Source organism: Rhizobium sp. NPDC090275, from assembly GCF_044772225.1.
GTDB lineage: Bacteria > Pseudomonadota > Alphaproteobacteria > Rhizobiales > Rhizobiaceae > Rhizobium.
Map to the genome: position 1 here is coordinate 287,044 of NZ_JBIVYL010000006.1, position 26,457 is coordinate 313,500.

The following is a 26,457-nucleotide window of genomic DNA, read 5'->3' on the forward strand; positions in this document are numbered from 1 at the left end:
AAGATCGAAAACACGGTGCCTGGTTTGCGTGTTACCCAATAAGCTTCCGTCGGATCGCCTCGGCCACGGCATGCGTTCGATTTTTTGAGTCCAGTTTGCGTGTCGCGATCTTGAGGTAGGTATTCACGGTCTCCGTCTTATAGCCACTTTTAAGGCCGATTTGCTCACTCGTCATGCCGAGGCTACTCAGGCGCAGACAGAGCAGCTCGCCCTCCGTCAATTTGAGTGTCTGCGCTGCAAAACGCTGCATCAGTTCCTTTGTGAGCTCGAAATGCATCACAGGAGATAGAACCTCCAAGGCATCGATTTCGTCTGCAGAAAATGGCGTACCTCGTGTCACTGTAACGGCCGCGAACATGAGTTCGCCGCGCCGCAACGGAAAGAAAACTCGATGGTGGATATCGTGGAACTCGAGAAGCCGCGCGAGCCTATCCGTCAACGGGTATTGCCTTCGCGCCTCCGCGTCGATCACCGGATCTAATGAATTCCGGCCGACAATGTACAAGGGGTCGGTGAGATGATGCCTCTCGGCGATGTACGCGTCAATAAAGCTAAGTGGGAAATCCGTGTCAATTGACCGGTAGGCCCCGATCTGAAATGGGGGTAAGTCGAGCCCACTAACGGCGATCCGATCGAACTGAACGGCAAGACGCATGCGAGCGATAAAGGCGTTTTCCCGCAGCGGTCTAATCGGCGGGACCGACCGCATATCGACAAACTCAGTTTCGTTGGTCACATCGAGCATGGCGGCTGATCAATTTACATTTTATTGAGCACGATTCAAAAAGGTGATAATTACGAACTTGAACTAGCATTCTCCCGCTATGCGTGCAAGTGGAAGAATTCTTTGAGGTCGGATCACAATACGGCCAGTTTAGTGCGGCAGAATTCATCCGCGTGACGTGATTGGATAAGGAGGACGCGCATTTGGATGACGTGTCCCGCTCGGTATCGTTTACGTTTGGCGATGCGGATGAAGTATCTAAGTTTTTGAGTACATCGTACGCTCCAGTTTCATTGCAGCCGCATGCGCGGAGCTCCTTCGATTTCACGGTGTCAGCTACGCTTTCGAACGGGATTAAGATTTGCAGGTCGGATAGCAATAACGGCGTGCATTTCAGTCGTACCGGCTACTTCGACGGATTTACTTTTTCATCGATGATGGTAGGGGCGTCCCGCGTTATCGCAGTTCACCATGAGCTCGAAGTAGCCAGGGGGCACGGTCTGGCCATTGATGCTGAGACGGTCACTCAGCTTTCTATTTCAAAGCAATCCGACTTCAGCAGTGTCGCTATCTTCACTCAGGACATCCAAGCCCATCTGCGTGATGAGATCTCAGATGATACCACAGCGCGCATTCGACTCTTCAATGGTGCTCCGGGCGCAAACTTCTTTTCCCGTTGCCGTCTGATCTGCGATGCAATTCATACAGGTTGCAGACCAGGAGGGACACTGATGACGAGCCCGATCGCGCTATCACGTCTGGAGGAGCGGCTTGTCGAGCTTGTGCTGCATGGTGTTCCGCACAATTATTCGTCCAAGCTCGGGTCGACATGAACCTGCCGCCAAAGATTGCGCTTGCGGCGGCAGACTGCATGCTTGCCCGCGCCCACCTGCCGATCAAAACAGCGCATTTCGCAAAAGATCTGGGAGTTGGCATGCGCTCTCTGCAACTGGCGTTCCAACGATCGGGGGGGGCGACAGGACCTGATGATTGGAACCGGACTGCCGATAAGGGGCGTGGCGCGGAAATGGGGCTTTGCTTTGTCTGGCGAATTCGCCCGTCTCTACCTTTCCATTTGGTGCATCGGTATCGCATGTCGATCTGAGGGTTGTGTCTTGTCCCGAATGCCGGAGAGCGAACGATACCCGCAAAGGATAGCGTAAGTTGGATCGCCACGACCCTTCGCACGTTACGGATGCTATATTCCCAAGAAAACCCACTTACCGCGCCAACAATCATACAATTTAACCAAAAATTGACGTTCCGCTCTCAATTCTTGGACTGTCGACGGGGCCGATGCCTTGCCGTTTCAAGGGAGGTAGCAATGAGCATGCTGTTTAAGTCTGGCGCCGATCGCATTCTTTCGGCTCTCGATCGCACACTCGCCATCATCGAGTTTGATTGCGAGGGAATCGTACTGAAAGCCAATGAGAACTTCTGTCGCGTATTGGGCTACGACCTTCGCGAAATTGTCGGCAAGCATCACAGCCTGTTCGTCGATCAGGACGAGGTGAAATCGCCGGAGTACCGCCAATTCTGGTCGAACCTGGGGAATGGTAAGCCCGATCAACGTCAATACAAGCGCATAGCAAAAGGCGGACGCGAAGTCTGGATCGAAGCGTCCTACAACCCCGTGATGCGCGCAAATCGGGTCGAAAAGATCATCAAGTTTGCGACTGACATCACAGCAATCAAACTTAAGGCGGCCGAGGACGGTGGCAAGCTGGCCGCCTTGAGCCGGGCACAAGCGATTATCGAGTTCACGCCATCAGGTGAAATTCTTACCGCCAACGAAATATTTCTCGCGACGCTGGGTTATCGCATGGAGGAGATCGTTGGTAAACACCATGCGGTGTTCTGCGACCCGGCCTATGCCGCAAGTACGGACTATCAACGTTTCTGGCAAGAACTTGGGGCGGGGCGTCACCAGACCGCCGAATTCCAACGAGTTGCCAAAGGCGGCCGCCGGGTCTATATCCAAGCGTCCTACAATCCTATTCTCGACATGAACGGACGCGTATTTAAGGTGGTCAAATTCGCGACTGATGTAACCGGCCGGGTCGAGAACGTTATCGAATTGGCTACGGGACTTCGCAAGCTTGCGGCGGGCGATCTCGACCACTCACTAGACCTACCGTTCATTCCGTCGCTGGACTCCATTAGAGTTGATTTTAACGACACGGTTGGCAAGCTATCATCTGCCATGGCTACCGTCGCCACCAATGCCAAGGCAATCTCCGAGAGTTCCGCAAACATCCAGTCGAACACTGACAGTCTGGCGAGACGGACCGAGCAGCAGGCTGCTTCCGTGGAAGAAACCGCTGCTGCACTCGAGGAGGTTACCACGACTGTCGCTGATTCAAGTCATCGCGCGGCCGAAGCGGGTCGCCTAGTGGCTAGGGCGAAGGCGAATGCCGAACACTCAGGCGAGATCGTAAGGCGAGCGGTGATGGCGATGGATGGGATCGCGCGTTCATCGAGTGCGATTTCTTCGATCATCAGCGTTATTGACGGCATCGCGTTTCAGACGAACCTTTTGGCGCTCAATGCCGGGGTGGAAGCAGCCAGGGCCGGAGACGCCGGCAAGGGGTTTGCAGTCGTCGCCCAGGAAGTGCGTGAGCTTGCACAACGCTCCGCGAGCGCCGCCAAAGAGATTTCGTCCCTCATTACCGCTTCCGCAGGTGAAGTGGCGGGCGGGGTTAAACTGGTGAATGAAACCGGTGAGGCACTGGTACGGATAGCCAACGAAGTGCAGGAGATCGACGGACACGTGATTGCGATCGTGCAGGCTGCGCAGGAACAATCGACCGCATTGAAGGAGATCAACCAAGCGGTAAACTCCATCGATCAGGGCACTCAACAGAACGCTGCGATGGTGGAGGAGTCTAACGCGGCAAGCCACGCGCTTGCCGGAGATGCACGCGGCCTCTTCGAACTGGTTGGTCAATTTCGGACCTCTCAATCGGATAAGCTTGAGCCCGCGCGATCGCCGACGGTCGTCGCTATCCGGACAACGCCCCCTCGGCGGGCCCGGCCTTCCACAGCGGCCTTGGCCGCCTCGTGGGAAGAGTTCTGACGGCGAACCCGGTGCGAGGAATAGGGATAGCGACGATGAGGCACGAACCCGGCAGCGCAAAGCAACCAGACGAAATCGATGTGGAGGTGGGCCGTCGCCTTCGACTTCAACGAAAACTTCTCGGCCTGACGCAAATGGGCTTGGCCGCTGGACTTGGTATAACCTTCCAGCAGGTTCAGAAGTACGAGCGCGGTACGAACCGAATCGGTGCCAGCCGCCTTGCCGAAGTCGCGCGAATCTTGAAGGTCGAGGTCTCGTACTTCTTCAACGACACCCGCATGATCGGCGACGTTGGCGTGGATGTGCCTGAGGATTTAGCGAGCTTTGTGGCAACAAAGGAAGGCATCTCCCTCAACCGTTATTTTCATAAAATATTGGATGATCCAACCAGAAGACGCATAATCAGCCTTATTCAGGCGATCGCTGAGGCTGACAAATGAGCTAGTCGCCGCCAAACGAATTCGATAGGTCGATTAACGGGACATACGCTGCGAGCGCGGACTAACCGTTAGAAAGACTGTGAATGGCTGCGGCGCGTCGCTGAAGAGACATTTGTTGCTTACGTCTTTCCCCGAGAAGCTGTGTGACGAAGGTCGTGTCGACCTAGGCTCGGGATTTTGGTATTTGGCCCGTCTCAGGCAAGCAGAAAGACAAAGACCGCAGCAGCGCCGTCATGGTGCCAGTAAGCGCATCATCAGGTGAATGTGCAAACTGGCCTAGGAGCATGTCTGCGAGATTGCGGTCGCGTTATAAACACGACCGCACTTCACATTTATCTAGCTACATCTATCGAGCTGGCTGCGTAGGTCCACTCATGCGGTCGAGAACCTGCGAGAGTATGTCTGCGCAAGCTTTCACCGGTTCGTCATCGGCGCATTTGATGTCGATAACTTTTGCACCGTCCTCTATGCGGAAGTGTGCGGCCTTGGAGGGCGGGGGAGGTGGCGCAGGGCGTTGACCTCGCGGCCCCATGTCGCCTTCAGGACCGATTGGCGGACGCCCGGCGCGGTCCGCGTCGACATGTCCCGGTCCGCCAGGAGCTGGAGGTGGTGGAGCTGGGGTTTGTTGTGCCATTGCTGTCCCAGCGAGGGCGGTCATGAGAAGGATTGGAAGTACATATTTTCTCATCTTATGGATGTCCTTGTTTCGGTTTAAGCGGCATAGCTCGCTCCCGGGCACTGTCTTCGACAATAACCAGGTTGATATCACGTGGAGCGTCGCAGATCGTGCAAAGCGTCCTTGGACCTTTCCGGCCGATTGTCCGGAACCGGATGTGGCATCGAGCTTTCTCCTGTCGCGCACGGCTCAAACCTTAAATGTCCTCTCTTTGACCTCGCCTGAACACATCGGTTCAGTTTCAGTTAAGGTAATCCTGGGTCGAAATGATCGCATTGCTAAAGGTAGAGGTAAATGCACTGCGTTCGCATGATCCCCCTTCCAATATCGGCGACGTGGCGTATCTACACGGTAGGGCACGGTGCCCTTCGCATAAGGCAAACATGTCCAAACCTTCTGTAAACACGTTGTTCGGCCGTGCCCGCAGTGAGTTCCGTCAAAGTGCCAGTGTGATAATCGCGGCCGTCATTTTCATTACCTTGGCAGCAGTCGCGGCTTCATTTTACATTTCGCAGCGTGAGCGTCAGGCACAGCAATCCATCGCACACACCATCGGTAACGAAAGACACCTGTCCCAGCTTCAGTCGCTATTGCAAGACGCCGAGATTGGACAGCGAGGGTTCCTTCTCACCAATGATCGCTCTTATCTCGAACCTTATGAGGTCGCGACACGGGCCGTGGCTGGAACGCTTGACGCTTTGAGCGAAGGTGTATCGGATAACAGCCGTCAGGATGGCAACGTTGCAGTACTGCGATCAATGATCGCTCAGAAGCTGTCCGAACTGCGCCAGAGCATCGCCCGTCAGAGTGAGGGCGATAACAGTGGCGCTCTCGCAATCATGCGGACCGGGCAAGGCAAGATGCTGATGGACGGTGTGCGTGAAACACTCAAGACGATGAGGGCCGCGGAAGGGAGAAAGCTGGCCGAGCGCGTGTCGGAAGCGAGGAGCGCTGACAGACGGATGGAGATGGTCGTTTTTGTCCTTGCCTTGGTGACAGCGGTTTTCGCCATCCTGGCAATACGCTCGACAACGCGGCGGGCTCGATCGGCAGAGTTAACGCGCGATGAGCTCTTGTCGCGGCTCGACAGGCGACTGCTTGCAATAATGGCGGCAGACATCGCTGGTTATAGTAAGCTGATGGAAGGGGACGAGACCGCGACTCTGGCTCGCCTGCAAATGGTCCGCGATTTGATTGACCCAATCATCGAGAGCCACGCTGGCACGATTGTGACGACTGCGGGCGACAGCGTGCTTGCCGCGTTCAGTAGCGCGCTCTCTGCGATTGACTGCGCTCTTGAGATCCAGCGCGAGATGGCAAATGCGCACTCGGCTTCCCACGATACCGAGCGTCTTCTTTTTCGAATTGGCATCAATGTTGGTGACGTGGTCGTACAGAATGGCGATGTCTTTGGAGATACGGTGAACGTTGCAGCACGGCTGGAGGCGATCGCCGAGCCAGGAGGGATTTGTATCTCACGTACGGTGCGCGACCATGTCAGGAAGCAGCGGACGCTGATCTTCGATGATCTCGGCTTTAAGCAAATGAAGAATATTGCTCAGCCAGTAAGCGCCTTCCGGGTGCGCGAACATCCGTCACAGGGGTAGCAAGTGCGGCGGAAGAAATGCCGCCAAAAAGGTCAGCACGCTAAGGCGTGAATGCCAGTGCAGCCAAAGACAGCGCCAGGGCAGGGGTCATGACGAGCACTCCAAGCTTCAGGAACTGTATTCCGGTCACGGATATCCCTTCTCGGCGAAGCGCTGAGAGCCAGAGTATCGTCGCAAGTGAACCGGTTACGGAAAGATTTGGTCCCAGGTCGACACCGATCAAGACGGCACCGGCGACCCTATCTGCGACGTGGGCCGCCTGGACGGCACTTCCAGCAAACAAACCTGCTGGCAGGTTGTTCGCCAGATTGGATATCAGCGCGACGAGAATGCCTGAGACCGCGATGGCTTGAGTTTCCGAACGCATACTGAGATCTTGCAGAGCATCGGCGAGCGCTGCCGTAACTCCAGTTCGATTGACTGCTTCCACCACGACGAATAGGCCCGCCACTAGCGGCAGTACGCTCCAGCTCACGCCTCTAATAACTGCAACCGGGCTCTCCCTGACGACAGTGAGTACGAGTGCCGCGGTGCAGACCCCGGCAAGAAACGTCGGAATGCCAAGATCGACATGGACAGCAGATGCCGCGACAAGGAGCATCGCGGTGACGATCAGCCCTGTGCCAGCTAGCTTTGCGGACGTCTTCAACTCAGGTCTTGCGATCTGCGGTGCGATTTCCTCATTGGCGAGCGAGCTTCGTTGCGTCCAGTAAAGGACGATGAAGGTTACGGCGATCGACGCTATAGAGGGCAGCATGAATGTCGCTAGCCAACGAGACAGTGGCGGCATTTCTCCACCTGCAAATATCACGAGGTTCGCTGGGTTCGAAATCGGCAGAAGGAAGCTTGCCGCGTTCGCGATGAATGCGCATATGAAAAGATATGGAAGAGGATTCTTCACCTGCGCGGCTCGGCAAGCAGCGTAAACAGCCGGAGTAAGCACGACTGCGGTCGCGTCGTTCGAGAGAAGTCCAGTCACCAGGATACCGATGATGTAGACCAGAACGAATAGACGCTTAGGCGACCCCTTCGCCTGTGAGGTCGCAATCGCGGCGATCCAGTCGAATAGGCCTTCCTTGCGAGCCAGTTCCGAGAGAAGCATCATGCCGACAAGAAACAGGTAGACGTCCGTGCCCTTCAGTACGCCTGCCCAGCCGTCTTCAGGCGACAGGATACCGAGCGTGACGATGAGCAAAGCCGCACAAACTGCCCACACTGCCTCTGGCAGACGGAAGGGGCGGACTACAACTCCGGCAGCGGTTGCCGCTGCAATCGCAAACGTCAAAATCGAATTGTTCATGAGGACCTAAAGAGATATGTGGCTTCTGTTGTCAAGCTGCCGGACGAGTCTCGATCACGGGAACGATCGGCCGATCTTCTTTCCCACGCAACTTATCCAGCAACAGATAGATAACGGGCGTCGTATAAAGTGTCAGCAGTTGGCTGACCAGTAGCCCACCGACAATGGCGTAGCCGAGCGGCTGGCGCAGTTCCGACCCCGATCCGTGGCCAAGGGCTAGCGGGACGCCACCAAGCAATGCCGCCATCGTCGTCATCAGGATTGGCCGAAACCGCATGCGTGCAGCCTTCACGATAGCATCCTGGCTGCTGAGGTTTTCCTCTCGTTCGACCTGTATGGCGAAATCGACCAGCATGATGCCGTTCTTTTTGACGATGCCGATCAACAAAATGGCGCCAATCATCGCAACCAGCCCGAAGTCGAATCCCGCTAGGTCCAACGCCAGCAAGGCTCCAAGACCCGCTGAAGGCAAGGTGGAGAGGATAGTCAGCGGGTGGACGAGACTCTCGTATAGAACGCCTAGAATGATGTAGACGACGATCAGAGAGGCAAGGATGAGAAGTGGTATGGTCGCCAGCGAATCCTTGAACGCCTTGGCGCTGCCGGAAAAGCTTGTCTGAAGGGACGAAGGCGGATGCATTTCGGCAACCGCATTCTCAATCGCTGCTGTTGCTTGCCCAAGTGCCACTGTCGGTGCGAGGTTAAAGGACACCGTCACCGCAGGCGACTGTCCCTGATGTGAAATCGAAACAGGAGCCACCCCGTCACTCGACCAATGGGCGACAACGGACAACGGCACGAGGGTCCCGTTGTTAGCGCGGACAGAAAGTCTATCAAGCGTTGCCAGGTCGCGCTGCAAGTTTGGCAGGACCTCCAGGATCACGCGAAACGTGTCTGTCTGTGTTGAGTAAGAGGCCACTTGGCGCTGTCCGAAGGCGTCGTAAAGGGTGTCGTCTATAGTCGAAGGCAGGACGCCATAGAGCGTCGCGGCGGCGCGATCGATTTTGACGGACAGGTTCGGCGCTTCCGCCTGCTGGTCAGTGCCTACATCGCGCAACTCTGACAGACCTTGCAGCTTTGCGGTTATCTTCGTCGCCCAGTCTGCAAGTTCCTGAATGTTTGCGTCCTGAAGCGTGAACTGATATTGCGTCTTTGCTGGACGAGCTCCGATGTTAATATCTTGGGCCGACTGCATGAAGAGCTTGATGCCTTGCTGGGCATTGAGCGCGGTGCTCAAGCGAGCAATGACCTCCTTGGCGCTCGCATCCCGCTCTTCCAGCGGTTTCAGGGTGATATTGACGTGTCCCTGGTTCATCGCGTTGCCGCCATTGCCGCCACCAATATCCATGAATACGCTATAGACGGCCGGATCCTTCATGACGATAGCGCTGACCCGCTCCTGAAGCTTTGCCATTTCAGCGAACGAGATGTCTGGTGACGCCTGGGACAGACCGCCGATAAATCCGGTGTCCTGCTCCGGAAAGAAGCCCTTCGGGATTACGACGAACAGGTATGCTGTAAGTGCGATTGTTGCGAGGAAGAACGAAAATGTCAGATATTTAAACCGAATGACGGGCTGCAGGCTGCGGACATACAGGTTTGTGATGGATTCGAAGAACGCCTCCCCCGCCCTGTAAAGCCGTCCATGACTTGTCTTCTCGACATTGCGAATGAAGCGTGATGCCAACATAGGCGTCAGCGTTAGCGAGACAACCGCAGAAATGATGATGGCGACAGTCAAGGTAACCGCAAACTCGCGGAACATTCTACCGACGATCCCGCCCATCAGAAGTATCGGAATGAGGACGGCGATAAGCGAAAGGCTGATCGAGACGATAGTAAAGCCGATTTCGCGTGCCCCGGTCCGGGCGGCCTCCAACGGCTCCATACCGTCCTCGATGTGGCGGGTTATGTTCTCTAGCATGACGATCGCGTCATCAACGACAAACCCGACCGCAACGACAAGGGCCATGAGCGATAGATTGTCTAGGCTGAAGCCTAGGACCCACATCGGTGCAAGCGAACCGGCGAGTGCAATTGGCAGGGTGACAGCTGGAATGATCGTGGCGCGCAGGTTTCGCAGGAAGAGGAAGATAACGACGACCACCAGTCCGATCGTCAGCATCAAGGTGAACTGCACATCCGCAACTGACGCGCGGATCGTTGTCGTCCTGTCGGTGACGAGTTCGAGTTTTATGGATTTCGGCAAGGATGCCTGAAGGGCAGGGAGCTGCTCCTTCACCGCCTCGACGACGGCGATGACGTTTGCACCGGGTTGGCGGAAGACATCGAGAGCAATGCCGCGCTGTCCATTCGTCCAGTGTGCCATTTTGTTGTCTTCGGCGCCGTCGACTGCCTGACCGATATCGCGAATGCGCACCGGGCCTCCGTTGCGATAGGCGATGACTGCATCGTTCCATTCCGCACTGCTTCCGATCTGGTCGTTGGTATAGATCGGGAAGGTCCGGGTCGGGTCGTCTATGTTGCCTTTCGGCGCGCTGAGGCTCAGTCCTCCGATGGCCGACCTAACATCCTCGAGTGTCACGTTCGCTTGAGCAAGCCGTCCGGGGTCGACGGCGATCCGGATCGCAGGCTTCTGCTTCCCACCGATGTTGACATAGGCGACACCAGAGACCTGCCCGATCTTCGAGGCGACGTTCCGCTCAATGTATTCGTCAAGCTGCGGGAGCGTCAGCGTGTCCGAGGTTGCCGAAAGCTGCATGATCGGCGCATCGGCCGGGTTGACCTTCCTGACGGTCGGAAGCGCAGTCATATCCTTCGGAAGCTGTCCGGCGGCCTCGCTAATCGCGGTTTGAACGTCACTCGCCGCAGTCTGGATGTCCTGATCAAGTCCGAACTGTACGGTGATCGATGTAGTTCCGAGAGAGCTGTTGGAGGTCATCTCCGATATGCCGCTGACACGCGAAAGCGCCTCCTCAATTGGTTGCGCGACGCTCGATGCCATTGTTTCGGGCGAAGCGCCAGGAAGGCTGGCGGCGATTTGAACCGTTGGGAAGTCGATCTGCGGCAATGCCGAGACGGGCATGAACGGATAGCAGATGACCCCTACCAGGAAGATGCCGCTCATGATCAGCCCGGTCGCGACAGGGTGCATGATGAAGAAATCGAAAAAGCCGGATGCAGAAGCCCTCTTGGTGCTGCGGACATCCTCGCTCATGGCGTAGCCTCTCCAGCAAGCTCACCTGTCTGCGACCCCGTCCATGGCGTGACTACGACTTTGTCGCCGTCACCAATTCGCGACTGGCCATCCATCACGACTTGGTCGCCATCGGCAATTCCCTCTGTAACAAGAGCTCTGGCATCAGTCACAAACGCTGTCTTGACAAGACGCTTTGCCACTGTTGCGCCGGAGACAACAACATAGGCGTAGAGCCCGTCGCGGCCGCGAGCGAGGGCTTTGTCGGGAACAACCACCCCCTCACGTTTCTCGACTGTCAGAATCGTCGCAACAGGCAGGCCGGGCCACAGTGAGCCGTCTTTGTTGTCGAATGTCGCCTTTAGGTGGATTGATCCATTCGATCCATCGACAGCATTGTCCATCGTCGTCAAACGGCCTGTTGCGAGAGTGCGTGAGCCATCCGTTGCCACGAGCGTAACCTCGGCCACACCTTTGGTCAGGGACTGCCGGATTTCCGAGAAGCGATCGCCAGGTGCTACGAACGAAACTCCAATTGGATCCATCTGTGTGATCGTCACGATCCCGTCCGTTGAGCTCGCGCTGATAACGCTACCGACATCAACCTGTTTGAAACCGATCCGGCCTGACAGGGGCGCAGTTATTGTCGCAAATCCGAGCTGCGTCTCAGCGTTCTTTATCATGGCTTCATCGTATTGAACGGCTGCTGCATACTCCTGGCTCAACGCGGTCTTCTGTTCAAGCGTGGACGCCGAGGCAACACCTTTTTGTGCAAGGCTAGCATAGCGCTCTGCATCGGTCCTGGCACTGTTCAACTGTGCTAAGTCCTGGGCCTTCTTGGCTCGCGCGGACGCAAGAGCAGCCGTCAATTCTCGATCGTCGAGGGTCACCAGCACGTCGCCTTTCTTGACAACCTGGCCTTCCAGGAAGGAAATCCCTGTGACTTGGCCATCTATGCGGGGGCGCACAACGACTGACTGAAGCGCCGCTACGGTTCCGATGCCGTTGATCACGCGGGCAATCGTTTGCGTGCGCGCAGTTACTGCGGTGACGGGGACTGGGGGAGACTGTTGGGCGGCGGCAGTCATCGCAACGGCTGCGCTCAGCCATAGTGATGCCGCGGGCAGCGCGAGGCGCCATGGAGAGGCAGGCAGGTTGAACCATGGTTTCTTCATGCATGCCACTCCATTGAAATCGCCATATAACGCGCGGATAATGTTTTAGTTCAACGGTGATCTACGGGCATTCGCCTTCACGTCTCCTGTGACGCCAACCGTCTGCCATCGGCCGCCATGCGGCGGCGGGGCTGGCGGCGGTCCAAGGATCGCTGTTTTGCCATCCCCTGAACGATGTAGCTCGCGTTCAGGGAGGCGCGATTATAGACACTCTGGAGCCCTGTTCGTCTTATTGAATGGCGACAGCTGTGGACGAGAGAGCCACGGCGGCGAACGGATAGCAGACATCAGGACGTGCGCTGCGTTTTGGTTTTCGTCGAACGGTTGCGGGAGGCGTTGCAATCAAAACACTGCAAACCCCTACGACGTCAACCTCGGTTGCCGCACTACCCTTAGGAAAAGGGTCTTCATGGCTTCAGCGATACCGTCGGTCGGTGTGACCTCGAAGTAGAGGCCGGGCGAAGCGCATTCGGCCATCTTTGTCGATATCTGGCTCTGAAACGGTGATATCCAGGTGTTATACCAACTGTTTGTGGGAAGCGGCAGGTAAGTCGTGTACAGAACGGCGATTTTGATGCCGCGTGCCTTGAGTGGGGCGCAGAAGCTTGTATCGATCGGCTCCTGACAGCGACCGCCGGTGGTCCTCTTCGTACATATGGAAGGCTTGTAGCTATCGCCGACCCCGTCGGCCACGAAGAATAGTACCTTTTGGGGGTCTGCAGACGTGCTCCCAGTGCCAGGCGCTGTGATGATGGTATTCATCTGCGTTAAAGCGCTGTCGAAGCTCGTTGTCTGGTCATTGTTGTAGCCTTGGCTTGGGATCGTCATCAGGTCTACTGCATCGGTGTACGAACGGACTTGATCCAAGTCGTAGGTGGGATTGGAAATGGTTGTCAGCTTGGCATCCTCGGCTTTGGTGCCAAAGGTGTACACGCCCATGCGAAATTGATTGCTAGCGACGCGTGTGGTCTTCGCAGTCGTAGTCAGTTGTTGGGTTGCCTGGCGAACCGTGTCGATGCGCATCGTCACACCAAGAGACTTTGCGAGATTGTAGTAGCTCTTGTTTCCGCTCGCGATGTCATGACAGGCAAAAGCGCAGCTGTCGGACGTGTTTGCCTGCATCTTTGCGACATCGGCAGGCGTTGCGCCAACGCCCATCGATGGCGTGTTGTCGATAAGGATGTAGAAGTCCATGAAAGAGGCAGTAAGAAATTCAGCGCTTGCCGCTCCGGAAACATCAACGCTATTTTTGCCGAAGATGCTCATGAAGGTCGTGGGAACTGACGCCCTGAAAGTTATATTCGAGGTGACCCGGTTAAGGTTTCGGGTCACGGTGGCTGTAAGGCTAACAGGAAGAGAAAGAGCCTCGCCAGACATCTGGCCGGAGAACAGGTTGCGCGCTTCGCTTTCCCCAACGGCAATTGAGCCGTCGCCTGACATTGTCATGGCTTGGCTGACTGCGGCAGACTTCTCTGCGACAGCACCCACAGCTGCTGCATCGGCGGCATTGTAGAGCTGCGTGCGTATCTCAACTGCGTGCGAAAAGTCTATTGCCACTCCGGCCGCGCCGATCATCGGCACCAACAAAATTGCTGTCAGTATGCCGAAATTGCCCGCACGACAGTTACTAAAGCGAGTCACAATGGATTTCATTTTTTGGCGATACCGATTGACCGATAGACCAGTTCTAGCGATTGCGGCTTAAATCGACGCTAACCCACGTGGTAAAATAAATTCAAACACTTACACCTGTTGCGAGAGCCTGTCATCGGCGACATCCTCTAGTCGGTGAAAGTCAAAACGACGCTTTAGCGAATGACCTGAGCTCAGAGCGTCTCCCGCGCAAAAGGTCGGATATCCTTCATCCATCGGTTGCGAGATGCAGCTCACGAGCCGGCTAGGACCTCGATAGGATCTTGGCCAGCCCATCGACGGTAAACGGTTTCGGCAACTGACGGGCGTCGCTAATTCCAGAAGCGGACTTGGCGCTTTCGTCGCCGCTGGCAAACACGATGCGTATCGCGGGCCAGCGTTCCCGGACCTGTCGAGCAAGATCAATGCCAGACATGCCAGGTAATCCGACATCTGTAAGGAGAATGTCGATGCCTTCTTTTTCCAACACCAAAAGGGCGTCTTGACCCGAGCCCGCCTCATGAACAATATAGCCGAGCTCGCTCACCATATCGACCGTCGACATTAGGATCAAAGGTTCGTCTTCCACGACAAGAACCCTTGCAGTGTCCGTGCCACCTTGCTGTGGCGCTGGATCAGGCGCTTGCTGCTGTCGCTCGAGCCCCTCAGCAGTGATCTGGTGTTGCCGCGCGTTGCCCAGAACGTGCCGGATTTTACGGGCAAGTGCTTCGCGAGTGTATGGCTTCGATAGCAGTTCGACGCCCGCGTCGAGCCTGCCGCCGTGGACGATCGAGTTCTCCGTGTAACCGGACGTATACAACACGGCCAGTCCCGGAAGCATTGCCTTGGCCTTTCTCACGAGTTCCGTGCTCCGCATTGGGCCGGGCATCACGACATCGGTGAAAAGCAAATCGATCGGCATGCCGCTATTGATAATTGCAAATGCCGCTTGGGCGTCATGGGCCTTAAGAACGCGATATCCGAGATCAGTCAACAAGGCGACTGAGGTCTCCCGGACCCCGTCATCGTCTTCGACCACCAAAACAGTCTCACTCCCACCCTTCAAGGGAGCCGCATTTAAATTCGCCAATTCATCCTGGACCTGCATCGTCCTTGGCATGTAGAGTTTCATCGTCGTGCCATGGCCGACCTCGGTGTAGATTTTGAGATGCCCACCGGACTGCTTCAGGAACCCGTAGACCATCGAGAGCCCTAAACCAGTCCCCTTCCCCTCGGACTTGGTGCTGAAGAACGGTTCGAGCACGTGATCGATAATATCGGCTGGTATTCCTGATCCTGTATCCGTCACCGCGACCAGTACATACTGACCAGGCCGAACGTCCTCGTGGATGCGAGCGTAGTCATCGTCGAGCACGGCGTTCGCTGTCTCGATCGTCAGCCGTCCGCGGCCGTCCATCGCGTCGCGTGCGTTGATCGCGAGGTTCAGGATTGCATTTTCCAACTGGCCGGGATCTATCAGTGTGTTCCACAACCCACCGGAGACCACGGTTTCGAGCTCGATCTCTTCGCCCAAGGCGCGGCGAAGCATGTCGTCCATATTCTGGATAAGCTTGCGGCAATTGACGACCTTGGGCTCTAGCGGCTGGCGGCGCCCAAAGGCCAACAGTTGGGACGCCAGCTTTGCGCCTCGGGCGACGCCAGCCAGAGCATTGTTTAAGCGCTGCTCCGCCCTTGCGTTGCCATCGATGTCTTTGGATAGGAGCTGCAGATTGCCGCTGACGACCTGGAGAAGATTATTGAAGTCATGGGCGACGCCGCCAGTCAGATTGCCAAGCGCCTCCATCTTCTGCGCTTGCCGCAAAGCGATCTGGGCTGCTTCGCGCTCGACGGTTTCCTTTTCCAACTGCAAGAGCGCCGATCGCAGTTCGTGGGTACGCTGCTCGACGCGCTGCTCAAGGGTATGGTTGAGGCTTTGAAGCTGATCTTCCGCCCGCTTTTGATGCGTGACGTCGAACCCGTCGACGAATATGCCGGTAACTTTGCCACTGACATCCAGTATCGGCTGGTAGATCAGATTGATAAATCGCTCGTCGCTCTCCCCGTCGTCTTCACGCCGCAAAGTGACTTGGAGGTTTCGTCCAATGTAGGGCCTGCCCGACTCGAACACGCCATCGAGCAAGTCGAAGAAACCTTGTCCCTCAACCTCGGGCAAGGCATCCCTCACGCTGAGGCCCAGGAGCTGACGGTGGCCGACCAGCTGCATGTAGGCGTCGTTCACGAGCTCGAAGACATGGTCTGGACCGCTGAGGATGCACATGAAACTTGGTGCCTGCTGGAACAGCTCTCGCATCCGGTCACGCTCGGCGGTGCGAACTTCGACCTCCGAGGATAGCTGGCGATTGAGCTGTTCAAGCGCAACCGCGGCTTGCTCACGCATCTCGGCGGCCTCGGACAATGCCGCCGCTCTTTGACGTTCTGTCTCGAATGCTTCAGCACTTGCCAGCCGCGAGGCGATCTGCCCTGCGATCAGCTTGAGAAAATCGAGATATGCGTCGTTGATGGCGCGATGGAGGTTCAGTCCGCTAATCAATACGCCCTTCGGCTTGCCACCACCTTGTCCGATCAGAGGGATGACCGCTGCCTGTATTGGGGCTTTTGGCCAAGGTCCCGATGGAATGTCATCTCTTCCCGTCAGGTCGACCAGCTCGACGCTTTGCTCGTTCCACGCTCGGTTCAGCTTCCAGAAATCTGCGCCGCCGTCAATTTTCGCTGGCATTAATGGATTGTCATCTGAGGCACCGCATACCCATTGCCGTGTTGCGTGACCATGTTCATCAAAGAGATAAAGAGCACTGAAGGGAAGATCCCGAAGGTTCTCCCTCAGAGCACAAAAAGAGGCGTCTATGACCTCTCGATGCGTATCGACTGCCGCAAGTCCCGACGCCAGTGCACGCATCGTCGAAATGCGCCTTTCGCTGATTACCCGCTCGGTCTCCTCGGCCACAGCACAAAACACGCCTTCGACATCGCCGCTGTCACCGATCAGCGGGCTGTAGGAGAAAGTGTGGTAGGTCTCCTCGAGATAGCCGTTGCGCTCTAGCAGGAGAAGCAACGCTCGGTCCCAGGTTGCTTGCCCGGTCTCATATACAGTGTCCAGGCGCCCTTTGATATCATCCCAGATTTCCGCCCAAAGGATCCTGGTTGGGACAGCGAGTGCATGGGGGTGCTTGTTTCCCAATGTCGGTCGGTAGGCATCGTTGTAGAAAAACGCGATTTCGGGCCCCCAACCGAGCCACATTTCGAATTTCGACGTCAGGAGAAGCCGCAACGCCACCTTCAAGGCCTCCGGCCATGTATCGGGCGACCCGAGTGGGCTGTTTGCCCAATCATGTTGGCGCATCATCTGCGCCATTTCGCCCTCGCCAACGAACACATCCAGGTACTGATCAGAGTTTTTTTGCGGCATGGCATTTCCAGGCAATGATTGCGAAGCTGAATTAGGCCATTGATAACGCTTGTCGAGCCCGCGGTCCTAAATTCTGACCAGTTTTTGCTTCTGGTGTGAGAGATCGGCCATCGGCCAGGTGGTCTCGCAGCCGGAATGAAGCTCCTTTGGACCCAGACAAGCTCTCAATTTGGCCGGTATTGCGTCGTCGATCAGGTCGTCGATGACGGCACGTTCGCGGTGGAGGCCAAGGGATAAGCGCTTTGGGCACTCCCCGTCGATACAGCTTGACCGTCTAGCAACTTTCTTCCAAGCGCAGCCTCCGACCGGGACGGGGTGAAGAAAGCGTTTGCCGCAATGCCCGGCGTCGATGGTCGCTTCGAAAACGATTTGCGTATTTTGGCGAGCCCCGGCGATGCGCGATGGCTTTGCGCACGACGGCATGGTAACGAAGGCGACGCCGCCATCACGACCGGCCTTTTCCTCAACGAGACGGTCGCAACCAGACGAAGCTGGGGCATGAGCTTCTCGTCAACGACGATGAGCTATCGCGTCAACAACGTGCTTCGCGATTGTGGCCCGTTTGACGAAACCATGTAGCGGTGGACCGAGACAACGCGTACCGACGACGAGGCACGATATGCGGTAGACAAGGATCCGAGCTTGTCCTGATCCTTTTTTAATAGCCTTTAAGGTTTTCTAGAAATTGGGCGGCGGTTGCGAGGATGTCTCTGCGCACGGCGTCGTCCATCCGATCCCACGTCGCATACTGCCTTGCGAGGCGCCTGTTGTCCGCCAACAGGCCGCGATTGCGCGAGAGGAAGTCCCAGTAAAGGTAATTGAATGGACAGGCTTTGGGCCCAGTTCGATCCTTCACGTTGAAGCTACAACTGTCACAGTAGTCAGACATTTTTGAAATGTAGTTTCCGGACGCGGCATATGGCTTCGTGCCGACAACACCGCCGTCGGCAAACTGGCTCATTCCGATCACGTTGGGCATTTCGACCCACTCATAGGCGTCGGCGTAGACCTCCAGATACCACTGATGCACCTGTTTAGGATCGACTCCAGCAATCAGCGCGAAGTTGCCGGTTATCATAAGACGTTGGATGTGGTGCGCGTAGGCGTTCGAACGAGTTTCTCCGACGACCGTCGCGACGCAATTCATGTCTGTCGCTCCCGTCCAATAGAAATCGGGCAGGGGTCGTTTATTGCCGAAGAAGTTCGCATCGCCATAGTCCGGCATCTTCATCCAGTAGACGCCTCGCATGTACTCGCGCCATCCGATGATTTGTCTGATGAAACCCTCCACCGCACTCAGCGGCGCGTTGCCTTCAAGGTATGCCCTTTCTGCCCGCCGGCACATGTCCAACGGATCGACCAGTCCCACGTTGATGTAGAAGGACAGAAGAGAGTGGTTGAGAAACGGATCTCCTGTCAGCATCGCGTCCTGGGTGGCGCCAAATTCTGAGAGGTGGCCGTCTATGAAATCTTCCACAAGAAGTGAGGCGTCTTTAGAGCTAACCGCAAAATGGAAGTCGCGTAGTTCGCCAAAATTATCAGGGAACAGCCTATCGACGACGTCTATGACCTCTCGGGTTATTGCGTCCTTGTCGATCGCGCGGCGTTGTGGACGAAACATGTCTGGGCGCGCGGGCTTTCTGTTTTCTGAATCAAAGTTCCACCGTCCTCCGACAGGCTGGTCGCCCTCCATCAACAGTCCAGTCTTGCGTCGCATCTGGCGATAGAAGAACTCCATGACGAGGTCCTTACGCCCTCTCGCCCAATCGGCAAACTCTGAACGACTGCAGATAAACCTGCGATCGTCGATGACCTCGATCGGCGTTTCGAGAGAAGATTGCCACCGGGTGATCTTTTCCAGAACGCGCCATTCGCCAGGCTCAGTCAGTCGAATTCTTGTCGGAGAAGAGTGTCCGATTGCCCGACGAAGCTCGTCGTCAAAAGACCCCGCATTATCCGGATCGTCAATCGGGACGTATCGAACACGAAAGCCCTTATCCCGCAGTTCTTGCGCGAAGTGCCGCATAGCGCTGAAGATGAACGCTATCTTCTTCTTGTGATGGCGTGCGTATGTTGCCTCTTCCATGACCTCGCACATGAAGATGAAATCATGGTCAGGATCAAATCCGTCTAAACTGGATATAGAATGAGACAGCTGGTCGCCTAGAATAAAGACCATCGTCCCGATTGAGTGGCTCTCGCCCATGACGCTAGCCCCGCACGTTACTGAAGATACGCGCTTGGAGTGAAGCGTCCGTCTGCAGGACTCCTCTGAAGGTTGTCGTTAATGTTTTAGATCCGATTTTTGCGACGCCACGCATTGACATGCACATATGCTCGGCCTCGACGAGCACCGCGACACCGTACGGCTGCAACGACCCTTCGAGAGCGTCCGCAATCTGACTGGTCATGCGCTCCTGAACCTGCAGGCGCCGGGCATATAATTCGACAAGGCGAGCAATCTTAGAAAGGCCGACCACTCGCTTACTCGGGACATATGCCACATGGGCGACGCCGCGGAATGGTAGCATGTGATGCTCGTAATGTGAAAAAAACGGAATATCGCGGACAAGCACGGCATCGTTGTACCCCCCGACCTCTTCAAATGTCGTGCTAAGAACATTGCGTGGCTGGTCCTGGTATCCAGCAAAAAGCTCACGGTACGCCCTGGCAACACGAGCGGGGGTGTCTTTCAGGCCTTCCCGATTGGGGTCATCACCTGCCCAGGCGAGAAGGACGCGCACCGTATTTTGAGCGCCTTCCACCGTCGGTCGCTGTGCGTCTTGCCCGGGAGCCATATTGATCTGATCCATTCCATCTCTCCTTACGAGCAGTGCTACGCGAAGAACTGCAAGTTGGATCGACGCAAATGTCTGCGAGGACTTATTGATCCGATCGAGATTTGAAGCGTAACAACAACAAAGAACGTCCAAAGAGTGGCGACCATGTTGGCAGCAGCGGTTAGAAAGCAATCACCTCGCGTCTTTGCGGTGAAGCAGATGATGGAAACATCGAGGTCTGAAACAGTCCAGAACAGGATGATAAGGCTTATGGCCGCCGTCGCAGAGATGCGCGACGGTGCGGCCTTTGAGGACATCTACGCTTACATGTTCCCGCGTCTCAGATCGCACATGAGGAAGATGACCAAAGATCGAACCATGGCGGACGAACTCACTCAGGAGGTCATGCTTTCAGTCTGGCGTAAGGCGCACTTGTACGATCCGAACCGAGCGCAGGTATCAACGTGGATCTTCAGGATTGCGCGAAATCTCTACATCGATACGTTGCGCCGCCGTATACCAGAGTTTGACGAAAGTGATCCGGCATTTGTTCCGGAAGAGGCACCCTCGGCAGATCGTTTGCTGGTGGATGCTCAGGACGCAGACGCGCTAAGACGAGCTCTTGGACAATTGAAGGAGGAGCATCTCGAAGTCTTGCGTCTGTCATATTTCGAGGAGATGCCGCACTCGGCGATAGCCTCTGCATTGGGCATACCGCTTGGAACAGTTAAGTCACGAATTCGAATGGCCTGTGAGAAACTAAGATGGGTATTGCAGCATACAACCCGATGACCCGACATCATATCGACGATGAAATGCTGATGCGCTACGCAGCGGGAAAGCTCACAGAGGGATGGGGCGTCGCCGTCGCAACGCATCTTGCGCTATGCCCGTCATGCCGCAGCAGCCTGGGCGTCTACGAAGCGTTAGGCGGCCATTTTCTGGACAGCGAAAATCCACAAAGCGATGACGAGGTCATTGCGCGCAGCTGGAAGCAGTTGAAGGCCCGAATTGATGCCGGAGAGATCGATAAGGTCATCCCTCTCAGGCGGCCTGCCGGTAATACCCTCTTACCGGAACCGCTTAGATCATACGTCGACCAGGCAGGTGGACTTGCTTGGCGTCGGTTGGGGGCTGGAGGTGCAGCCCAGATGATTGTGCCTACGGGCGACGAAACGACAACTGCGCGGCTGTTGCTTATTCCGAAGGGACAACCCGTACCAGAGCACACACACAACGGGGTTGAGCTTACGCTGGTCCTAGCTGGATCGTTCTCAGACGAGATTTCAACATTCCGCCGAGGAGACGTCGAAATGGCGGATACGGAGATTATTCACACCCCACGTGCCGGTGAAGAGGAGGATTGCATTTGTCTGGCCGTCACCGATGCACCGCTAAGATTTTCCAGCAGGCTTATGCGGTTCCTCCAGCCTTGGTTGAAAATATGAGCGCGGAACATCGGAGGAAACGGACTGTCGTCTAGAGTTTGATTGCGGCAATGCGACGAGTTCTGTCAATCTCGACGGGACGTTGTCGTAACCTTGACGCCAAGGCTCTCCGTAATAAGTGGATAAAACCACACGAAGAGTAGGGCAAAAGCATATTCCTTGGTGCATCAATTGTGCTTGCCGTCGCCCTAGCAGCTTTGAGAAGCTGCCGAGGTCACCGGACCGAACGAACATGCCCCAGAGGAATCCAAGAAGGGCAATGGTTCCCACGGGTTGTGTCCTAGTTCATCAAAGAGCGCCACGGCAAATGCTGTTTAATGTTTTGTAGCGATCCGGTGTTCAGGGCGGGGGATATAGCTTATCAACTTTAGCATGTGTTGGTAATCATTCACTCACCAGGTCGCCTTCCTTTGCCTGATCTCAAAGACGTCGTCCCGGATGTTGCTGATCGTTTCGCTTAAGCCGCCGGGCCGGATGTCGCAGTTGGGTTGTTTGGGCCAGCGACATAAGTGACGACTGGACTCTACATGTCGGCGGTTCTCATATCATCGAGGCGGATGCATCTATCCAGGCAAGTTTGGGGTGGAATGCGGCCGGTGTTGCGACAATGCGGTGGCAGCATCGCGCACAAAGTTGTGTCGGCACCGCAGGTGGTAGCGCCTAGGCCCGTGACACGCGGGCCTAGATAATTGCTTCCTTTGTGCCGGTCTCGATGACCTTGCCGACGTACATCATAATGACTTGGTCGGAGACTTGGTGCGCGCTAGCGAGGCCTGGGCTAAGAACAGCGTTGCGGGATTGCGCTCGCGCCACAGCTTTGCCAGCAAGGGCGCACATTAGCGACCAGCTTGAGCGGGAAACTCAAGCTTTGTGACATCATAGCCGAGTTCGCTCGCCTTGCGGATCATCACCTTCAGTTTTGCTTTCGATGGGACGGCCCGCGCGTAGATCCAGAGGTTCCGCATTTCAGGGTCGGCACTAATGAACCACGTTTTGTCGGGGGATTTGTAGAGAACCCAGTAGTTGAACACGATGAAGAAGGGATATCGGACGCGCATCTTGCCATTGCCGTGCCCGAGATCGACGATCCTTCCATCGCCATTGACAGTCTTCAGCCGTCCGCCAGGAGTGCCGACGTGACAACCGTCTTCCACTTGGACCGCGCCTGGCATTTTTCCGGGCTTGTAGGTTGAATAGCCTGCAACACAGCCATCAGTCAGCCACATAGGCCGACGGCCGATCTCAAGCCATGTCCCATGATAATGGTCCATACCCACTGCAATCGGACGCGGCTCGACTGAGGCCGAGAGGGCTGGGCTGGATAAAGACATCCATGCGACCGCCGCGGCAAAACACCAACGAGAAATTTTTTGCATACCAAGCTCCCATTTGTTCACGCTTTTGTTTCATCGGATGGGCTTCAAGTCCGCGATATCCCCGCATAGCGAAGAGCGATAAAGGCCAACAGGCTGGCAACGGCGAAGGCATTCAGGTTGAAGAAGGTAACAAGTTCGGGTGCAGTCCAGACACGGAGCGGCGCATCAATGAAATTGCGCGAGAACACGAAGACGGCAAAGACGAGCACAGCCATTCCGCGCTGCCACCACTTTTCGTCCGCTTTGAAAGACAGCGCGACCAGCATGACACAGGCGGCGAAGAATAATTCCGTGCCTGAGGCCGAGCCAAACAGTTTCGTCTCGAACAAAGTGTCGAACGTGCCGATCAGTGGCAGCGCGATCCGGGCTGCCAAGGGAGATCGTCCGGCCAGAAACGGGATTGCTAGGAAGAGCGGCGCTGAGAGCAATGTGGCAAGCGATGCCACCACGCCATCGCCGACCAGATACCAGACATAGACAGGATAAAAGGGCTTGTTCAGCACGATGACCCAGGCAATCGTCACGGTCGCCTGGGTGAGCGCGTCGGGCTGTTTGATTGCCTCAGACATCATTTGGCCGGCGCCATTAGGTAGTGGCCGACACCCCAGACATCGCCCTTATCATGCCCGAACAGACCAGCAGTCGACAGGAAGAAGAGCCGCCAGCGGCGAAGCCACAGGGACACGTCCTTGCCATACACCCTTGTAAGAATTGGCCGAATTCGATGAATGTCACGGTCAAAATTCGCCAGCCAATCAAGTGCCGTCCGACTATAGTGCGTTCCCGACCAGCGCCATTCCCGCTCGACCTCGAACAGGTCGCCGAAGCGATGCGGCAGGTCGTGCGCGGGCATGATCCCGCCAGTAAAGAAGTGCTGTGCGATCCAGTCGGACGGGTCGTTGGGATCGAACCTGTATGAGCGGTTCTTGTGAGTGAAGACGTGCAAGAAAAGCCTGCCATCAGGTTTTATCCAACTGCGGACACGCTCGAGAAGCGTGCGCCAGTTGGACATGTGCTCGAACATTTCCACCGACACGACACGGTCGAACTTCGCCTGAGTGGAAAAATGGTTCATGTCTGCGGTGATGACGTCAAGGTTGGTCAGGCCATCGCGCCGCGCGACGTCAAGTATATGGGCTCGCTGTGAGGCCGAGTTCGAAACGCTCGTGATGCGTGAATGGGGGAAGCGTCGAGCGAGGTAGAGCGAAAGTGAGCCCCAACCACAGCCAAGCTCCAGGATAGTCATGCCGTCTTCGATCGCCGCATTCGCAACGGTCTCGGCGAGCGCCAGGGTCTCTGCTTCAGCAAGCGTCGTATCGTGCGTCGGATAAAGGCAACAGGAGTATTTGCGCTGCGGTCCAAGTGCTGCCGCGAAGAAGTCGGCAGGCACCTCATAATGCTGCCGATTGGCCTCGTCCGTGTGGGTCGCGACCGGAAATCGTTTCATGAGCTGGACGAAATCGCGCTCGGTGTCCGCCGTCGTTGTCGCAAGCTTGCGCTTGGTGCGCGCGCAGAGAAAATCGATGCCGGCCAGTGTCATTGCGTCGGTGAGCGGCGCGCGCTCTGCAGTGTTGATGGCGAATGCCAGCATGTTCATTACTGATCTCCTGGAAGGGTAGATTTGCGAGGACCTGGGAAGAAAGCGTTGACCCTGTGCTGCAGGGCACGGAATTTGTCGCCGCGCGAGCGCAGCATGTGTTCTTCGAGAGGTGGAACGCCGGATACATGCACCAGCAGCCAGTACATCATGAGTGGCGCGAGCAAGGACAGCCAGTTCCATATCGATCCGGTCGAAGCAAACAGCGGCCAGCAACACCAGATAAGCCATTCGAAGAAATAGTTTGGGTGTCTTGAATACGACCAGAACCCGACCTCACAGACTTCCGTCTTAGCCTCGGGCGTCTTTCGGAAGCGGGCAAGCTGGGCATCGGAGATGGCCTCGCCGGCTAGCCCGACGATGGCGAGTAGCATGGCCAGAGCGTCAATCGCCCCTGGAAACGACCGCTCATTGGCTGCAGCAAGATAGACAGCCAGAACGAGAACAAAGGCGGCCAATGCCTGGATCTGTACAAAGAGGAACAGCCGCCAGGCCGCGCCGTCGCCCCAGTCTTCGATGAATTTTGCATAACGGGGATCCTCAGCAGCGCCCCTGCAGCGTGAGCCGATATGGCTTGCGAGCCTAAGCGACCAGGCGCTGATCACGACCAAGAGGACGATCCGGCGGTCGAAGTCGCCATCAGCGAGCGCGATAGCGGCAATGCCTCCAACGCCGACCGCCACCGACCAAATCGTGTCGATCCACCCACTTTGTCCGGTGGCGCGCTGTATCGCCCACGCGCCGGCCATGGCCAGTGACAACCAGAATGCGATGGCGACGAGGAGGAGGATGTCCATCAGTCTTCCCGTATGGTCCCGAAGGCGTTTCATGTGTCTACGGTGGCCACAAGCACTTGGTTTCGCTCCGGGGGAAAGAATTTTTGCAATTACTCCTCAGTTTTGCAGCTCGCTGCCTGTGCATCTGGTGCGTCTAACACGTCAATTTTTGAAAGGGCCGCAGTGCTAGGAAGTGATCGCGCTGACGCTCTTGCTGACGTCGTCGCAACAGTGCTGGTTCATGCCCTTTCGCCTTTTCTGGCGGCTGCCCATCTTCTACCCATTGAAACTTTACGGTCTCTGTTCAACAGGAGCTCACGAAATATATCTGCCCGCAATGAAACTATAGGCGGTCGGCTTTCGTACCAATGTCGCGACAGAGCAATCGAGCCGCCGAGGTGCACGGGTTGAAGGAACTGAAACGTCGAAGGGCGGATAGGCTGAATATTGCGATGGTTGGGGCGCCGGAATGTCTGCAATACCCACTGATTGGCTCCTGTCCCAATCACTTAAGGCGACGTTTTTTGATGCTGCTGATCGTGTTGGGCTGGGGGAAAGGAGCGTGTTTTACAAGCGATGCATCACAATCGCGCCGACAGGTTTTGAGAAGCGTTTAGGCCGATGGAAGGAGAAATAAGCATGATGAAGTTGATCATAGTCCCAACCGTTGCGGTACTATCTGCCATACCGGGTTTCACGTTGGCTCATGCCGCAGATATTGCCGGGAATTGGGCTCGAGGAGACGGCAACGCTAGGGTCCGCATTGCATCTTGTGGATCGGATATTTGTGCCACCAACACTTGGATCAAACCGGGCACGGCCAAGGAGAAAGAGGGCGATCGGCTTGTCATGACGATCGAGCCTGGAACCGACGGTGTCTATTCTGGGACGGCCTTCGATCCGCAGCGAAACCTGACCTACAAGCTTACAGTGACAATCAATGGCGACAAGATGACCACGAGAGGGTGCGTCGTAGCCGGGCTGCTATGCAAAGGCATTGATTGGACCCGGATTAATTAGACAGGCAGGCTGGCAGCGAAGCAGGTGAGGCCAATGATCGTGACCCACTCCTCTTTGTCGCGATCGGCTTCGTCTGGCATGCTTTATCGGCTGCCGATGCGCTATCGATTGAAAGATTTATAGGTTTGCGCAGGCGGCTTTCATCGACATACTCACATAGATCGGTGCTTGCTCTGGCCTCTGGCGAGGGAATACAATTACGCTTCCCACCCACCTGATCGATTTATGGATGGTGCAAACGTCAGG

At 56.1% G+C, this 26,457-nt stretch carries 21 protein-coding genes; 9 read left to right on the forward strand and 12 right to left on the reverse strand.

Annotation, left to right across the window (positions count from 1 at the left end; genetic code table 11):
- Positions 1-31 precede the first annotated feature (31 nt).
- Positions 32-745, reverse strand: a complete 714-nt coding sequence (locus ACIQUB_RS17585; RefSeq protein WP_402931006.1) for a helix-turn-helix transcriptional regulator — start codon at positions 743-745, stop codon at positions 32-34.
- Between the two features lie 191 nt (positions 746-936).
- On the opposite strand from ACIQUB_RS17585, the gene ACIQUB_RS17590 reads away from it, so the two are divergent.
- From ACIQUB_RS17590 to ACIQUB_RS17610, 5 genes are all read left to right on the forward strand, one after another.
- Entirely contained in the window at positions 937-1,557 is a 621-nt protein-coding gene (locus ACIQUB_RS17590; protein WP_402931204.1) for a hypothetical protein, read from the forward strand.
- Entirely contained in the window at positions 1,554-1,829 is a 276-nt protein-coding gene (locus ACIQUB_RS17595; protein WP_402931008.1) for a hypothetical protein, read from the forward strand. The genes ACIQUB_RS17590 and ACIQUB_RS17595 overlap by 4 nt, the downstream gene beginning before the upstream one ends.
- A 219-nt stretch (positions 1,830-2,048) precedes the next feature.
- Positions 2,049-3,800 carry a methyl-accepting chemotaxis protein gene (locus ACIQUB_RS17600; protein ID WP_402931010.1) on the forward strand — a complete coding sequence of 584 codons (1,752 nt, stop codon included), beginning with the start codon at positions 2,049-2,051 and terminating at the stop codon, positions 3,798-3,800.
- Between the two features lie 35 nt (positions 3,801-3,835).
- Positions 3,836-4,240 (forward strand): helix-turn-helix domain-containing protein, encoded by a 405-nt coding sequence (locus ACIQUB_RS17605; protein WP_018902675.1) that lies wholly within the window; start codon positions 3,836-3,838, stop codon positions 4,238-4,240.
- A gap of 1,059 nt (positions 4,241-5,299) precedes the next feature.
- The gene (locus ACIQUB_RS17610; RefSeq protein WP_402931013.1) at positions 5,300-6,523 is read left to right on the forward strand and encodes a CHASE3 domain-containing protein; all 1,224 of its coding nucleotides are present in this window, start codon (positions 5,300-5,302) and stop codon (positions 6,521-6,523) included.
- 40 nt (positions 6,524-6,563) lie between these two features.
- Here the strand turns inward: ACIQUB_RS17610 and ACIQUB_RS17615 are convergent, their stop codons facing one another.
- The 5 genes from ACIQUB_RS17615 to ACIQUB_RS17635 all read right to left on the reverse strand — a co-directional run bounded on the left by ACIQUB_RS17615 (position 6,564) and on the right by ACIQUB_RS17635 (position 17,160).
- Positions 6,564-7,823 carry an arsenic transporter gene (locus tag ACIQUB_RS17615; protein ID WP_402931015.1) on the reverse strand — a complete coding sequence of 420 codons (1,260 nt, stop codon included), beginning with the start codon at positions 7,821-7,823 and terminating at the stop codon, positions 6,564-6,566.
- Positions 7,824-7,854: 31 nt separating this feature from the next.
- Positions 7,855-11,001 (reverse strand): efflux RND transporter permease subunit, encoded by a 3,147-nt coding sequence (locus ACIQUB_RS17620; RefSeq protein ID WP_402931017.1) that lies wholly within the window; start codon positions 10,999-11,001, stop codon positions 7,855-7,857.
- Positions 10,998-12,155: an efflux RND transporter periplasmic adaptor subunit gene (locus ACIQUB_RS17625; RefSeq protein ID WP_402931019.1), complete on the reverse strand. Its 1,158-nt coding sequence runs from the start codon at positions 12,153-12,155 to the stop codon at positions 10,998-11,000. The genes ACIQUB_RS17620 and ACIQUB_RS17625 overlap by 4 nt, the downstream gene beginning before the upstream one ends.
- Before the next feature lie 360 nt (positions 12,156-12,515).
- A complete protein-coding gene (locus tag ACIQUB_RS17630; protein WP_402931021.1) occupies positions 12,516-13,808 on the reverse strand; it encodes a TadE/TadG family type IV pilus assembly protein in 1,293 nt (430 codons plus the stop codon).
- Between the two features lie 244 nt (positions 13,809-14,052).
- Positions 14,053-17,160 carry a response regulator gene (locus ACIQUB_RS17635; RefSeq protein ID WP_402931206.1) on the reverse strand — a complete coding sequence of 1,036 codons (3,108 nt, stop codon included), beginning with the start codon at positions 17,158-17,160 and terminating at the stop codon, positions 14,053-14,055.
- A 369-nt stretch (positions 17,161-17,529) separates the two neighbouring features.
- Here ACIQUB_RS17635 and ACIQUB_RS17640 point away from each other — a divergent pair, with 369 nt between their 5' ends.
- Complete coding sequence (locus ACIQUB_RS17640; RefSeq protein WP_402931023.1) at positions 17,530-17,793, forward strand: hypothetical protein; 264 nt, start codon at positions 17,530-17,532, stop codon at positions 17,791-17,793.
- Positions 17,794-17,872: 79 nt separating this feature from the next.
- Here the strand turns inward: ACIQUB_RS17640 and ACIQUB_RS17645 are convergent, their stop codons facing one another.
- A complete protein-coding gene (locus ACIQUB_RS17645; RefSeq protein WP_402931025.1) occupies positions 17,873-19,420 on the reverse strand; it encodes a cryptochrome/photolyase family protein in 1,548 nt (515 codons plus the stop codon).
- A gap of 4 nt (positions 19,421-19,424) precedes the next feature.
- Positions 19,425-20,027, reverse strand: coding sequence for a GTP cyclohydrolase I FolE (gene folE, locus ACIQUB_RS17650; RefSeq protein ID WP_402931027.1), 603 nt, complete (start codon positions 20,025-20,027; stop codon positions 19,425-19,427).
- A 132-nt stretch (positions 20,028-20,159) separates the two neighbouring features.
- Between folE and ACIQUB_RS17655 the strand changes: the two genes are divergently transcribed.
- Positions 20,160-20,786: a sigma-70 family RNA polymerase sigma factor gene (locus tag ACIQUB_RS17655; RefSeq protein ID WP_402931029.1), complete on the forward strand. Its 627-nt coding sequence runs from the start codon at positions 20,160-20,162 to the stop codon at positions 20,784-20,786.
- Complete coding sequence (locus ACIQUB_RS17660) at positions 20,783-21,442, forward strand: ChrR family anti-sigma-E factor (RefSeq protein ID WP_113238983.1); 660 nt, start codon at positions 20,783-20,785, stop codon at positions 21,440-21,442. Before ACIQUB_RS17655 ends, ACIQUB_RS17660 begins: the two co-directional genes overlap by 4 nt.
- A gap of 836 nt (positions 21,443-22,278) precedes the next feature.
- Here ACIQUB_RS17660 and ACIQUB_RS17665 read toward each other — a convergent pair.
- The 4 genes from ACIQUB_RS17665 to ACIQUB_RS17680 form a co-directional block, all read right to left on the reverse strand.
- Positions 22,279-22,773: a lipocalin family protein gene (locus tag ACIQUB_RS17665; protein WP_402931208.1), complete on the reverse strand. Its 495-nt coding sequence runs from the start codon at positions 22,771-22,773 to the stop codon at positions 22,279-22,281.
- Between the two features lie 89 nt (positions 22,774-22,862).
- Positions 22,863-23,387, reverse strand: a complete 525-nt coding sequence (locus tag ACIQUB_RS17670; RefSeq protein WP_402931031.1) for a hypothetical protein — start codon at positions 23,385-23,387, stop codon at positions 22,863-22,865.
- Positions 23,387-24,415: a cyclopropane-fatty-acyl-phospholipid synthase family protein gene (locus tag ACIQUB_RS17675; RefSeq protein ID WP_113238986.1), complete on the reverse strand. Its 1,029-nt coding sequence runs from the start codon at positions 24,413-24,415 to the stop codon at positions 23,387-23,389. Before ACIQUB_RS17675 ends, ACIQUB_RS17670 begins: the two co-directional genes overlap by 1 nt.
- Positions 24,415-25,215, reverse strand: coding sequence for a DUF1295 domain-containing protein (locus ACIQUB_RS17680; RefSeq protein WP_402931210.1), 801 nt, complete (start codon positions 25,213-25,215; stop codon positions 24,415-24,417). The genes ACIQUB_RS17675 and ACIQUB_RS17680 overlap by 1 nt, the downstream gene beginning before the upstream one ends.
- 618 nt (positions 25,216-25,833) lie before the next feature.
- Here ACIQUB_RS17680 and ACIQUB_RS17685 point away from each other — a divergent pair.
- Positions 25,834-26,211 carry a DUF2147 domain-containing protein gene (locus ACIQUB_RS17685; RefSeq protein ID WP_402931212.1) on the forward strand — a complete coding sequence of 126 codons (378 nt, stop codon included), beginning with the start codon at positions 25,834-25,836 and terminating at the stop codon, positions 26,209-26,211.
- Positions 26,212-26,457 lie beyond the last annotated feature (246 nt).

Bases quoted from the DNA above. Each gene is read 5' to 3' on its own strand.
- ACIQUB_RS17585 (WP_402931006.1), bottom strand. From the start codon at position 745: ATGCTCGATGTGACCAACGAAACTGAGTTTGTCGATATGCGGTCGGTC.
- ACIQUB_RS17595 (WP_402931008.1), top strand. From the start codon at position 1,554: ATGAACCTGCCGCCAAAGATTGCGCTTGCGGCGGCAGACTGCATGCTT.
- ACIQUB_RS17600 (WP_402931010.1), top strand. From the start codon at position 2,049: ATGAGCATGCTGTTTAAGTCTGGCGCCGATCGCATTCTTTCGGCTCTC.
- ACIQUB_RS17605 (WP_018902675.1), top strand. From the start codon at position 3,836: ATGAGGCACGAACCCGGCAGCGCAAAGCAACCAGACGAAATCGATGTG.
- ACIQUB_RS17610 (WP_402931013.1), top strand. From the start codon at position 5,300: ATGTCCAAACCTTCTGTAAACACGTTGTTCGGCCGTGCCCGCAGTGAG.
- ACIQUB_RS17615 (WP_402931015.1), bottom strand. From the start codon at position 7,823: ATGAACAATTCGATTTTGACGTTTGCGATTGCAGCGGCAACCGCTGCC.
- ACIQUB_RS17620 (WP_402931017.1), bottom strand. From the start codon at position 11,001: ATGAGCGAGGATGTCCGCAGCACCAAGAGGGCTTCTGCATCCGGCTTT.
- ACIQUB_RS17625 (WP_402931019.1), bottom strand. From the start codon at position 12,155: ATGAAGAAACCATGGTTCAACCTGCCTGCCTCTCCATGGCGCCTCGCG.
- ACIQUB_RS17630 (WP_402931021.1), bottom strand. From the start codon at position 13,808: ATGAAATCCATTGTGACTCGCTTTAGTAACTGTCGTGCGGGCAATTTC.
- ACIQUB_RS17635 (WP_402931206.1), bottom strand. From the start codon at position 17,160: ATGGCGCAGATGATGCGCCAACATGATTGGGCAAACAGCCCACTCGGG.
- ACIQUB_RS17645 (WP_402931025.1), bottom strand. From the start codon at position 19,420: ATGGGCGAGAGCCACTCAATCGGGACGATGGTCTTTATTCTAGGCGAC.
- folE (WP_402931027.1), bottom strand. From the start codon at position 20,027: ATGGATCAGATCAATATGGCTCCCGGGCAAGACGCACAGCGACCGACG.
- ACIQUB_RS17655 (WP_402931029.1), top strand. From the start codon at position 20,160: ATGTTGGCAGCAGCGGTTAGAAAGCAATCACCTCGCGTCTTTGCGGTG.
- ACIQUB_RS17660 (WP_113238983.1), top strand. From the start codon at position 20,783: ATGACCCGACATCATATCGACGATGAAATGCTGATGCGCTACGCAGCG.
- ACIQUB_RS17665 (WP_402931208.1), bottom strand. From the start codon at position 22,773: ATGTCTTTATCCAGCCCAGCCCTCTCGGCCTCAGTCGAGCCGCGTCCG.
- ACIQUB_RS17670 (WP_402931031.1), bottom strand. From the start codon at position 23,387: ATGTCTGAGGCAATCAAACAGCCCGACGCGCTCACCCAGGCGACCGTG.
- ACIQUB_RS17675 (WP_113238986.1), bottom strand. From the start codon at position 24,415: ATGAACATGCTGGCATTCGCCATCAACACTGCAGAGCGCGCGCCGCTC.
- ACIQUB_RS17685 (WP_402931212.1), top strand. From the start codon at position 25,834: ATGAAGTTGATCATAGTCCCAACCGTTGCGGTACTATCTGCCATACCG.